This window comes from Acinetobacter sp. YH12117 (genome assembly GCF_013418865.1).
Classification (GTDB): domain Bacteria; phylum Pseudomonadota; class Gammaproteobacteria; order Pseudomonadales; family Moraxellaceae; genus Acinetobacter; species Acinetobacter indicus.
Map to the genome: position 1 here is coordinate 51,198 of NZ_VPBF01000015.1, position 12,379 is coordinate 63,576.

Sequence of the window (12,379 nt, forward strand, 5' to 3'; positions counted from 1 at the left end):
AGGTTCACCTCAACCCAAACCCATCTAGGGTTGAAGGGTCAAAATTTTCATCAAACATAAACTCATCTGCTCGCTCTTTTTTTAATGTCGCAAGTGCATAAAAAAAACATTTCTCACATAACTGCAATTCATATCTTTCCCCGTCATGCTTGGAACCATACCCCCAATGTGCGGATAAAGTTCCAAATTTCAGTTTCGTTGATTGGTTGCATACATCACATACAACATCTGTAACGACTTCTACCTGTTTCAGTTGTTTAATTTCCATATGCGGCTCCTTTTATCAATCAAGTTGCAGAATTAACAGCTACTTGGACACCAATTCTTATTTACTTGTTTTATACCATTTTGTGCCGTAAAATGGCATTAATAAGATTGAGAGGTGTTAAATGTCTACGCTAATTAAAAAAAGAGTTCAATATACTGTGGATGAGGCAATCTCAGAATCAGCAGAGTACGTCATCAAAAAAGTTGGGCTAACCCCTGCATCTGTTTTTAGTATGGTTATGGCTGAAATTGCCAAAACAGGTCGAATTCCTGTGAGCAATCAAGTAAGTGATGATGATTTTAATACGGCACAACTCATAGCACTTAGCCATAATATTCCGAGTGTAAAAGTATCCAATATAAAATCTGCTCAAGAGTTTTTAAATGATGATGGTGGATACTAATGGCTCAGGATTTGTATTGGGCTTACGTTGGTTTTACAGACATAGCAGATGGTAAAACTCGCCCTGTTTTATATATTCGACAAACAAAAAAAGACTACATCGTATTCCGTTTAAGTAGTCAATATGACAATAAATCTGACTTTATTAAAAGTAAATATATTGAAATTACCGATTGGAAATCGGTTGGACTAAGTAAAAAATCATGGATTGATACCGTACAAACATATCAGTTGCCAATTGATAAGACAAAATTAACTTACATTGGTAAACTTTCTAAAAATGACTATGAACGATTAATTAATCATCTTAAAGAGCAATAACTGTTTATTCAACTAGCCGAATAATATATGTCCAAGTTAGATTAAAATAGCTGTTCATCTATTTGTTATATTTAGTATCCATTAAGATAGGAATATGCAATCAAGTTAAATTTGTCTATATACTTATCAAAAATTGATTCCTGTTTGGTTTTAATTACCATTAAAAAAAGATCAAAAATACTATATATAGGGTTTTTATAATTTTACAACACAATATACGGCATATTCAGCCATTGCTCCCCTACTTAAAAAAATATGAATATATTGTTTTAATTTTAGCTGTTTAGCACATATGGGAAAGCATCATTGTATGTCTGGAAAGAAGAAAAACACACCAAATTACCGCGTGTCTGCAAAAAACCTGCAATTAATGTGTTATCCAAACTGTATGCATGCCTATCAAATCTGGATCGCTTTATTTTTCCAACTGAATAAAAAAAAGCAAGACTATCATTTGAATTTAGCTTTTTCACAGAAAATAGACATTCCCCTTATTCCTACGGATAAACCCGATCACTATTTTTTTAGTAGCCATTTCAGCTGGATCTATGCTTATTATTACAATAAGAATAAAACTCAATTTAAGTTTAAAGCTTACGAGAAAAATAATTCATATGAATCCATCATTCAGGCTCTAAATGAAGTAAGAAGCTTACTCAGTTCTGGTTTGCATCACTCAATTCAGGGCTTAGATATCATTGCATACTGGCTGAATGAACAATACCGACCTGACCATCTTCAAGAAGTTTTCGGTCATAAAATTTTAACTATCAACCAACTGCGAGAATTATCAGGACTATCCAAATCCCAAAGCCCGGTAAGTTCTTTTTCAGATTATGCAGGTCCAATTTCATTAGAAAAAATTCTGGTGGGAATTTCATCATGAATGGATATAGTTATTTAGAAGATACTCAAGAATTAAAGCTTGAGCCGTTTCGAAACTTCTACCAAGTATTGGCAGAAGCAAAGCTGGAAAATTATCAGAACTCAATCAAGCTCAACGACCTCATTCAACAATATGAAATTACTAAACTTAATACTTTTATAGCTCAAAGCCTGACTGATAAAAAAGTCAGCGAGTATCCTCTGGTTCATTACCTTATTGCAGTCATCAACACTCCATCAGCATATCAATCAAACGCGCTGAAATGGGCTATTTTCAATACTCAATGTATTGAATCACTTAACAGCAAAGGACATTCAGCTACCATAGTTAATCTTTGTAGGCGTTTTCGTTTAGCTAGCACAAAACAGAAATATTATTGGCTTTACAATTTCTTACCTACTCTTCCAATGGAATTAGAAGAGCTAGTTAAACTTCTAAAAGAAGCTGAAACAGAAAATAAAGAGCTAATTAATCGCTCAATACCAAATTTAGATGAAGAACGAATTAGCCAGCTGGCAAATCTGCGTGTGATCTATCAATATGTCTTTACTCAGTCTGAACGTTTAAAACGAAATCGCCAAAGCAGTTCGGGCTCCAAAGAACCTCCTCAAACTGATGTTCAAAAGACATCAAGAATATCTCTCGATGATGAACAAACGTATCAGACTCATTTTGAACAAGGTACGGCCAAACAACCGCGCGAAGATAAAACTATAGAAAAAGTTGAAGATCATAATTTTGAATTTAATCCACTTGAGCAATACTCTATTACAGCTCAGGTCAATAATCTCAAGAACAAAGTTCTGCATCAAAACAAGAATCAGTTAATGAGCAAGTCAAATCCTCGTGTCTTTGATTTGCCTACCGCACAGCATATTATGCGAATTTTGTTTGAACAGGCAAAGACCTCTCCAATTCATGCCTTGCTTTTATTTTCAGTACTCAGTTTGACGCATTATGAAGAGCTATTAGTATTTCGGAAACATTTCCGTCTGAGTTCAAAAAGAAAAGAAATTACTTTTAGTCCTGAAAATTTCTATTTTCGGCAAAGCTTTGATAGCTCCAAGTTTAAAGATGCTTTATTAAAAGAATATATGATGAATCAGGGAAACTCTTTTACAATCCCATTACCCAAAGTTTATTTTGATCAGATTTTTCAACTAAAAAAGTGGGATAAAGCTGATATTGCTTCCGATGTACAAGAATATTTACGTAGAATCAGTGACGGCCTTACTTTTCATTTAACAGCTCGAAACCTTCCTCGTTTAATCAGCGATATCACGTTGAATGAACTCGGATATGAATTGGAAAGTAAATTACTTAGCGGAGAAAACGTTAATAACTACACCCCAGGCCATTACTATTCAATGAAAATTGTTGATATCCTCGATATTTATAGCCAAACACTTTATCTGGTTTGCCCGCAGCTCGACACTAGTTATATCGAAGAATTTAAGTCCCCTGTTACTTTTGGTAGTCAGCAAACGCCAGACCTGCCTCTGGTTAAATCCTTTTTCAAACAGCTTGACCAGCAAGTTCGGGGTAACCCTAACCCTTTCAAAACACTGAAATATTATTCAATTTGGCTATGGTACGTTTGCATGATTATGACATCTGCCCGACCAAATGAAGCCTTTCCCCCGAATCTCGATTATCTTGATCTCGACAACCGTTTGGTGGCTGTTGCAGATAAAGAGCAACGTTATTCGGGTACCATTGGGCGCTACCTGCCATTTAATAATTTTCTTCGAGATGAAATACAGTCTTATCTAAATTACTTAAAACAATTTCAGCACCTTATGAAGGCTTGTGCTAGCCAAGTTAAAACAGAACTAATTCAAGAAATTTTTGATGGTAAGCGCCCTTTCCTATTAGGTTTTGGGCCTGAGGGATATATCCGAAATTTAGAACTTGCCGATATTGAAAAGAACAGTCCAGAAATAGGTTTGCAACGTAATTGGACTCGCCATTTCGCTCGCTATTTTTTTGCACAGCACTGCGATGAAGATATGCTGAATGGCATCTTTGGTCACGATGGGCCCATGCAGGAACTTTTTGACCGCTATTCGGGTTTTCAGGCAATCGATTACGATCACATTCGAGCAGCGCAAGACAAGCTGGTCGGACTCTTAAAGCTTAAAAGTATGTCTACATTTAACGGATTCCTGATTGAATGAGTAAACACCCACACTCCCTCAAAAGAATAAAAAAGCATAGAAAAAACAAAGCATTTCTTCTGAACTTGTTTAGTGAGAAATGTATAGAACTGACGCCTGAGAACTATTCGGAAATTTGTCGTCAAGTTGATAATCAGCTTTTAGAATACTGTAAGTCAAACATCCGTAGCTATCAGATGGCACGTATAGAATTTGCTAAATATATCAAGCGCTTTAATCTTTCATCGAATCAGTACTATCCAGTGCCTGCCGCTCCCGTAAGGTACGAAAGGTCTCTGCCACTACAAAATATTGAAACCTTAAAACATGGTAAAAAAGTTACTCAATTTGCCCAAAATATGATTGCTTACTGGACAAAACGAAATGACTTCAGTCCGACTCAATCCCTCGGCTTTTGTTTGATCAGTTCAATATTATTTAATGGCATTTATAACCATGCCGAATTGCAATTTTTTTTAAAAATCATTTTAAAAACAAAGAAATTTCAAAGTTTTTTAAACCTAAATCATATGGTAACACTCGAAATCCCGAACCGGAATTTCGGTAATCAGCGTATAAATGACCCTGATTTTTCAGTCAGCTATACAAAAACGTTTGTGCTACACGACATTGTGAAATGCTGGATTTACAGACTTAAACATCAAAAGTTTGATTTATTTTCGGATATTGAAGATGCAGAACATCTGATTAACGCTTGTATTATTGAATGCTTCCCTGAGGAAAAGGTACGTTGTAAAGACCTGTTAAAATACGGTTTTTACTATACACAGTTCCTGAAAAACAGCGGACTGGATCAAATGTCCATTTGTATCCTAAAAAATGAAATTTACAGTTCCAGCCCTCTCGAAAAACAATTAGCAGCCTATTTTATTCAGTCTGAACCCACGCCTACCCATACAGTTCAGAATATTTGTGAAAAACTTCAGAAAAAGCCTACGGTCACTATTACGTTAGATGAAGTCGATATTTTAGTAGAAATACGTCAAGCTATTCGTGCAAAAAACTATAGCGATCAACTCATAGAATTATATGCTAAAAAACAATCTCCAGCCTTGGAACGTTTGCTGCTGTGGAGCATTCTACGCTCAAAATTAACGGAACCTCAACTGGACCTTCTCAATCATATTATTCAGCAGCAGCAACGATTTAAGCGCAAGCTTATACGTGCAGATTTTCAGCCGGTCAAGCAAAGTTCTCTGAAGACCATGTTTTCACAGTTTGCAGTCCATTGGCTGCAGGCAACGCAAAACAAAGACATTTCATCATTTTCAAATGCCGATTTTGAAGATATGTATGGAGAAATGCTTTTATTAAAGAAAGAAACAACTAGAGAGACTTTACAAAAACGTCTACAGGAGTTTCATCACAAACAGACCTTATTTTTTAACGCACCCACTATCGATCTAGATAATTTAATCCAGGTAAAAATCTGCAGAACCGCATTGATCTCGCCCCATATTTTTCACCATATGCTAGAGCAACTCGAAAATACTCAAGGTATTTCAGTTCAGGATAAAAATATGTTTAAACTGATTTTTATTCTGGGTTTCAGAGCCGGACTACGGATCAATGAAACATTGAATATCTTCGTACGTGATCTATTTATTAGTGAAGATGCTGTGATACTCACCATTCGCAACAATCGCAATAAAAATCAAAAAAGCTACTCAGCTTACCGCAAGATTCCTCTGCATCATCTACTTAAAGCAGAAGAATTACATGCATTTAAAACATATAGTCAGAATAGAAAACGCCTGCTAAAAGAACAAGGGAAATCAGTTACACAACCGCTATTTTTAAAACAGTCGCTAGAAGAAACTCATGAAAATGAAGTCAATGCTCTATTGAAACAATTGATCCAGCCAGCTTTTGGAGAGCACAATTTTACTTACCATAGTCTGCGTCATTCTGCATTTAATCATCTTTACCTGATTTTAAAAAACTCAACACTTGCAGATGCATTTACTGACTATAGCCCACATGAGCAATTACGTATCCGTTATGCATTGCTGCGAAACAGAAATACTCAGCAAACCTGGTATGCGCTTTCTCATTTTGCCGGGCACCTGACACCTGAAACTACCTGTTCTAGCTATCTGCATTTAATGCATCTAGCAATTAGCTACCAGCTGAATCAAATGCACAGCCCGCTTCCTAAAGAAGCCTATTTTAATATTCTAAAACATGATGATGCTATTAAATATCCTGTTCAGCAACGGGCGATCAAACAGTTTTTATTTGATCAACTCACTAAAGACCGTTACAGGCAACATGATCATCAATATCAACCAGGGCAACAGAAATCACCTGATTCACTGATGCTAGGAGCTCATGACTCAGAGATGACTTTTGAACTATTGCATCACATTCTTGCAGTAGAAAAAGAACAAGACCTTTTGTTACCTGAAGCTATTCCTTTGCAAATCGCGCAAAAATTACGTGCCAGAGCTCTGCATTTGAAAACCTCCTGTGTAAACCAAAAAAAATCATCGAGGTTATTTACCACAGATTTTTTAAGGAAAACTCCTGATGCATTAGTCACCATGTTGCCGACCAATCAGGAGGAAAAAAAGGTCATTCAACATGTTCAGGAGCGTTATGCAAATGTACAAAGTAAATACAAAAAACAGCTTCATACGATCTACTCAATTTATCTTGAAAAAGTTCAGCCCAATTCAGCCCAGTTAATTTTTGAACTGAATGAAAAACGGCAACTGAAGAAACTTCTTTCTTTTATTCATAGTTTATTTCCGAAAAAATATCTTCATTTAGAACTATCTCAACAGAGCAAGACAGAGCTCAAAAAGACATTACAGGATTTAACATTACGGGCAGAAAACTTCAGCCTGAATGAAAATGAAAGGCGAATTAAATTCTGCTTCAAAAGTAAAGATGCAAAAGCACTTGGGGTATTTAAGTTACTGATGTATCTAATGATAGTTTCTCATCTTTAAGCTGTTTGTAATAAAAATTTGAACTCTGAGTAACGATAATCAAATAGGGCTTTGTTGCATAAATATGTAAGCATCTGATTTAAATAAATTTAATTTTGGATCAAAAAATAATCAAAACTTCTAAAATCATATAGTTATGAAATCTTTGTGCAACAAAGCCATTCTCAAATGTAATTTTTAGGATTCTCTATATATTCAGTTACTTATATCATCCGGTACTAAATGAAGACTTTTTCCTATTCCTCTCCCTCCTTTAAAAAGTAAGCAAGGAGTTAAATATAGATTAAGCAGAGGAGCTAATCAAAATCGTGAAACATGGGAAAAATATTAATCGTGGAACATAAAAATCAACAAAAAAGCCCACCTTGGGGAGGTTGGGCAAAAAAGGAACTACAGCTTTGAATTTTCAAGAGAATTATAACGCATTTCGTATAACGCGTATTATGTTAATTTTAGGAAATCTTAGTCTTTAGCTAACATAATCTTCAGTTGATATTACTTGAGCATATGCAAATTCAAAAGCGGCCATTAATGTTGCATGGACATGACCAGCAGGTACTTTAACGCCATTAAATTCTAGGTCTAGCGTTGCACAAGCATCATGAATAACCCTTACCTTATAACCAAAGTCAGAAGCAGCACGAACAGCAGCATCAACACACATATGGCTCATAGCACCAATCACGACTAGCTCAGTCACGTGATTGCTATCTAAAATTTCTTTGAGATTCGTATTTAAGAACGCGTTGATGTGATTTTTAATGACCACAGTTTCATCTGCTTGTGGCTTAACTGTGTCCTGAAATTCAATACCAATTGAGTCAGGTTGAAATATAGGTGATTCAGCATTCGCAATATGCTGGACATGAATCACTTGAGTACCGTCTTGACGTGCTTTCGTAATTACTTTCACTGCATTAGCAGCAGCTTGTTCAATATTTACCAATGGTAATTTACCTGTAGGTAGATATTCATTTTGTAAGTCGATAACTAATAAAGCTGATTTTGACATACCTATTCCTTTACTTAACTAATATTTGTTTTGTTCTACTTATGTTTTAAAGAAGTGGAATGCTTCCACTTCTTTAAGTCACTTTAGAAAGAAAGCGTTTCACCATCGATAGGAATTAAAACCTTATTTTGGATTCCTTTGTCCTTTACGTAATCTGCAAGCTCAGCACGTGTTACCGACATGTGGTTAATTGCATCCATGTGAACAGCAACCACTTTAGCATTTGGTGCTTTCTGAGTTGCATGATAAGTATCTTCTTTGCCCATAATAATGGATTCTTTAAAGCCATCAACCAAGGCGTTACCTGTATTCAAGACAATCACATCAGGTTTAAATGTTTGAATCGCTTGATCAACTTCAGAACGCCAGATGGTATCTCCTGCCACATAAACAGTTTCATGGCCAGCAGCTTCAAATACCACACCCATTGCTTCACCTAATCCAGCTTTAAGCTTAGGAATACGGTACATGGCATCAGTACCGTGTTGACCACCAGTTTTAGTGAGCTTAATCCCTTCAAAGGTCGCTTGAGTTAATACACGAACATCTTTGAAGCCTTGTGACTGAATGATTTTCTGGTCTTCTTTATTCTGTACAAACAACGGCATGTTTTTCGGAATAGTCGCTTGTGCTGCATCATCCCAATGATCTAGATGGGTATGGGTCACGATTACCGCATCTACACCTTCTAAAATCGTTTCGGGCTTGATAGGCAAATCGACTAATGGGTTCCGTAAATAGCTACGATGAGTATCAGGAAAACCTTCATAGAATCCTTTTTTAGCAAACATTGGGTCAATTAAAAAAGTCGTATCAGCATAGGTTACTTTAATCGTTGCATTGCGAATTTCTTGTATATGCGTAACTTTAGAAGTATCTCGCTGAACCACCTTATCATTCGCATATAAATGGACTGAAGCCATTGCCAGAGAGAGTGCAATAACAGAGCTACTTAAAATTTTATTCATGTTCCAGATCCAATCATTTAGTCATACTCGAATCATGATAGGAAAAATTAAGCAATAAAATTGTCCTTAAGGACAATCATCGAAACTATTGGGACAACATGCTATATTTATTATTTTAGAGAGGTAGATTGAATGGCTATACCAGTGATTGGATTGTTCGTATATCCCAATATAAATCCATTTCACTTCTCTATCCCCCATATCATTTTCAATATCAAGATTGAAGATAAACGCTTATTTGATCTGAGAATTTTTTCTATAGATGGTCAACCCGTAAAAACAGAACAGTCTATGATGATTATCCCTGATGGGGGGATCGAACTTATTAAACAATTGGATCTTATTATTATTCCTGGATGGGATGATTTTAATCACAAACCTGAAAAAGTACTTATCGATGCCCTAAATTGTGCATATCAAGCTGGAATTAGAATTGTAGGGTTATGCTACGGAACTTATGCATTGGCATATGCAGGGCTGCTTGACCATAAAAAAGCAGCTACGCACTGGATGGCTGAACAGGATTTTAGTGAACGATTTCCACAGGTTCAACTTGATAATGACGCCCTGTATGTAGAAGACCAAAGGATCGTAACCTCTGCTGGAACAGGCGCAGCGTTAGACTGCTGCTTGTACTTGGTACGTGAAATCTATAATGCACGAATTGCGAATAAAGTTGCTAGAGTAATGGTGATCCCGCCTCACCGTGAAGGTGGGCAAACTCAGTTTATTGAACAGCCAGTCGCAGAATCGAGCCAAGATGCACAAATTAACCTATTACTTGATTTTTTAAGAAAGAATTTAGCCTTACAACATAATATTGAAAGCCTCGCTGAACGGACACATATGACACGCAGGACGTTCACACGGCACTTTAAGAAAGCGACAGGTATGACCTTAGTCGATTGGCTGAATACTGAAAGAATCAGATTAAGTTGTGAACTTTTAGAAGCGACAAACTTGTCTATCGAAAAGATAACCGAGCTTTCAGGTTTTAATAATACTGTGTCATTTAGAAAGAATTTCCGTGAAAAATATGGCACCAGCCCTCAGGCATGGAGAAAAGCTTTTGGGATCAGTAATGAGAATAATCCGCCCCATTTAACATAATGGCTGTTATGCGAAGTCGACTTGTAATGCAATTTGCATTACACTATTCCTAGTACATTAAATACTTGGGAAATATGATGGCTACTGTTAACTTCAGGGTCGATGAAGCCCTTAAAGAAAAATCTTATTCAATCCTTAAAGAGCAAGGTATTGCACCTACGGATTTCTTCACTAGTATTCTTGAGTATGTTGCTACGACTGGGAAACTGCCTGTCAAAAAAGCTTTGCTTTCGGAAGAAGATGAAGAATTATTAGCTCTTGTCCGTAAGCGCATTAATGATCCTAAAGAGATGTTTGAGGAAGTCACATTAGATGACTTATAAGCTTTTACGTCACAAGGACTTTACAGCAGAATGGGAAAAACTCCCTGTTGCTATACGAGATCAATTTAAAAAGAAACTAGCCAAAGTCATAGAGCAGCCACATATTCCAAAGAATATGCTTAGAGGCGATCTTGCAGGTTGCTATAAAATCAAATTATTAAAAGCTGGTGTCAGACTTGTCTATCAAGTTAAAGATGATCAGGTAGTTATCTTGCTCATCACAGTCGGGAAACGAGCTGATAGCATAGTTTATGACGAAGCTAAAAAGCGAATTAAAGACTAAAAATGGGGAGCTTATAGCTCCCATTTTTGCCTTCGTATAAGGTGTATTATGTTAATTTTAGTAGAACTTTAAAAATGAAAAAAATTAGAAATTATCTTTTTCGTAATTTTAATTCTAATTATTTTATGGGGCATACAATGGATGTTTCATGGCTTTCCAACAGGAAATTAAAATCATACTTCGCATCAAAATAAATAGTGTTATATTTCAAAAAGTTATGTTATAAAAAATCGGTGGCGAAAACCCAAAAAACCGACTTGTTTCCAAGCCGGGTTTCTACTGATTTTTTAACTTTTTATTTTGCCCACAAAAATAGCACCCAAATAACGAGTTTTATTTGCCATTTGTTGTGCTATTTCTTGCTCAAGACAAATAGGTCAAAATTTTAATCCAGAAATTCGGAAATTTCCTCAGCAGTTGTTCTCGCGGTCCTTGAAACACCCACCAGCGTTGCTGAACCAGGTCCAGTCCATTCACCATATCCTACTAACCATAGGTTGGGTTGTTTTACTGATCTTGTTCCTTCAACCAGTATCGTATTATTTTCCTCTACTATTCCAAGTGGCTTTAAATGGTCTAAAGTCGCTTTAAATCCAGTACACCAAATCACTGCATCAACCTGTTGAAAAGATCCATCTTCCCAAATCACGCCATTTTCTGTAAAAGCCGAAAACGGGCGCTCACTATGTAAAACGCCTCGTGCACGTGCATCTTTGACTGAATCAATCATGACAATATCCCCCAGACCGCCAACAGGCTGATCTATTGTACGGCCTTCTAATTGTGCCTTTAAACGCTCTGTCGCACGTAAAAACAGTATACGGCCATCAACATCATCTGCTAAAAATTGAGGAGGTGTTGGCGTGATCCAAAGAGTATCTGCCACTTGGGAAACTTCAGCCAAAATTTGTGCTCCGGAATTTCCACCACCGATAATCATGACGTGCTTATCTTTAAACGGTTCTGCATTTTGATAATGGGCGGAGTGTAATTTCAGCCCTTTAAAATTTTCTTGGCCCGGGTAAGATGGGATATAAGGATGACTCCAGGTGCCCGTTGCACTGACTACAGCCTTGGCTTTCCATGACTGTTCACCTGCATGCACACTCAATGCCTCTCCTTCGCTTTTGACGTGATCAACATATATAGGACGAATAATCGGAAAGTGGTAACGCTGCTCATATTGCTGCAAGTATTCAATAACTTCTTTCTTGGTCGGATACGTTTGTTCTGTATTCGGCATAACCCAACCTGGTAAGGAACTCCAGCTATTCGGTGAAAATAGACGCAAAGAATTCCAGGCATGTAACCAGGCTCCACCTGCTTGATTTTGATCATCTAAAATAATGAATGGTATTTTTTTTCGCTTTAAAAAATAAGCCGTAGATAAAGCAGCCTGCCCACCACCGATAATGATCACATCCGTTTCATTCTGTTTATGATTCAAAGCCCTTTCCCCTTTCATTTTTCTTTAATATAAAAAACCAGTTGCCGGAGCAACTGGTTTTTAAACTTAAATTTCAATAACTCAATTTACTTGTTTTTTTCCTCTGTACACGACAAATTTCACAGAACCCTTATCCTATCAGGATTCTGCTTTCTTAAAATTGCCAAAATTTCCTTAAACTCTTCTTTTTTCCCAAAACCAATTAAACGCTGAATCGCCATTTGAACA

The 12,379-nt window shown here is 36.5% G+C and carries 12 protein-coding genes; 8 read left to right on the forward strand and 4 right to left on the reverse strand.

What is annotated here, in order from left to right:
• Positions 1–4: 4 nt before the first annotated feature.
• Positions 5–268 carry a hypothetical protein gene (locus FTU55_RS07430; RefSeq protein ID WP_168406779.1) on the reverse strand — a complete coding sequence of 88 codons (264 nt, stop codon included), beginning with the start codon at positions 266–268 and terminating at the stop codon, positions 5–7.
• 121 nt (positions 269–389) lie between these two features.
• Here FTU55_RS07430 and FTU55_RS07435 point away from each other — a divergent pair, with 121 nt between their 5' ends.
• The 5 genes from FTU55_RS07435 (at position 390) to FTU55_RS07455 (ending at position 7,008) form a co-directional block, all read left to right on the forward strand.
• A complete protein-coding gene (locus FTU55_RS07435; protein WP_071850378.1) occupies positions 390–671 on the forward strand; it encodes a type II toxin-antitoxin system RelB/DinJ family antitoxin in 282 nt (93 codons plus the stop codon).
• The gene (locus FTU55_RS07440) at positions 671–991 is read left to right on the forward strand and encodes a type II toxin-antitoxin system PemK/MazF family toxin (protein ID WP_071850377.1); all 321 of its coding nucleotides are present in this window, start codon (positions 671–673) and stop codon (positions 989–991) included. The genes FTU55_RS07435 and FTU55_RS07440 overlap by 1 nt, the downstream gene beginning before the upstream one ends.
• Positions 992–1,379: 388 nt before the next feature.
• Complete coding sequence (locus tag FTU55_RS07445; protein WP_163170502.1) at positions 1,380–1,877, forward strand: hypothetical protein; 498 nt, start codon at positions 1,380–1,382, stop codon at positions 1,875–1,877.
• On the forward strand, positions 1,874–4,054 hold the full coding sequence (locus FTU55_RS07450; RefSeq protein WP_180046657.1) for a hypothetical protein: 2,181 nt from the start codon (positions 1,874–1,876) through the stop codon (positions 4,052–4,054). The genes FTU55_RS07445 and FTU55_RS07450 overlap by 4 nt, the downstream gene beginning before the upstream one ends.
• Positions 4,051–7,008 (forward strand): site-specific integrase, encoded by a 2,958-nt coding sequence (locus tag FTU55_RS07455; protein ID WP_180046659.1) that lies wholly within the window; start codon positions 4,051–4,053, stop codon positions 7,006–7,008. Before FTU55_RS07450 ends, FTU55_RS07455 begins: the two co-directional genes overlap by 4 nt.
• A 469-nt stretch (positions 7,009–7,477) precedes the next feature.
• Here FTU55_RS07455 and FTU55_RS07460 read toward each other — a convergent pair whose 3' ends face one another.
• Both FTU55_RS07460 and FTU55_RS07465 read right to left on the reverse strand, forming a co-directional pair.
• Positions 7,478–8,020 carry a cysteine hydrolase family protein gene (locus FTU55_RS07460; RefSeq protein WP_004981626.1) on the reverse strand — a complete coding sequence of 181 codons (543 nt, stop codon included), beginning with the start codon at positions 8,018–8,020 and terminating at the stop codon, positions 7,478–7,480.
• A gap of 83 nt (positions 8,021–8,103) precedes the next feature.
• Complete coding sequence (locus FTU55_RS07465; protein WP_180046661.1) at positions 8,104–8,988, reverse strand: MBL fold metallo-hydrolase; 885 nt, start codon at positions 8,986–8,988, stop codon at positions 8,104–8,106.
• 132 nt (positions 8,989–9,120) lie between these two features.
• Here FTU55_RS07465 and FTU55_RS07470 point away from each other — a divergent pair, with 132 nt between their 5' ends.
• From FTU55_RS07470 to FTU55_RS07480, 3 genes are all read left to right on the forward strand, one after another.
• Positions 9,121–10,098, forward strand: coding sequence for a GlxA family transcriptional regulator (locus tag FTU55_RS07470; protein WP_180046663.1), 978 nt, complete (start codon positions 9,121–9,123; stop codon positions 10,096–10,098).
• 77 nt (positions 10,099–10,175) lie between these two features.
• On the forward strand, positions 10,176–10,421 hold the full coding sequence (locus FTU55_RS07475; protein WP_000246756.1) for a type II toxin-antitoxin system RelB/DinJ family antitoxin: 246 nt from the start codon (positions 10,176–10,178) through the stop codon (positions 10,419–10,421).
• Positions 10,411–10,704: a type II toxin-antitoxin system RelE/ParE family toxin gene (locus FTU55_RS07480; protein WP_000221358.1), complete on the forward strand. Its 294-nt coding sequence runs from the start codon at positions 10,411–10,413 to the stop codon at positions 10,702–10,704. The genes FTU55_RS07475 and FTU55_RS07480 overlap by 11 nt, the downstream gene beginning before the upstream one ends.
• A 385-nt stretch (positions 10,705–11,089) precedes the next feature.
• Here the strand turns inward: FTU55_RS07480 and FTU55_RS07485 are convergent, their stop codons facing one another.
• Entirely contained in the window at positions 11,090–12,151 is a 1,062-nt protein-coding gene (locus FTU55_RS07485) for an ArsO family NAD(P)H-dependent flavin-containing monooxygenase (RefSeq protein ID WP_180046665.1), read from the reverse strand.
• Positions 12,152–12,379: the final 228 nt, after the last annotated feature.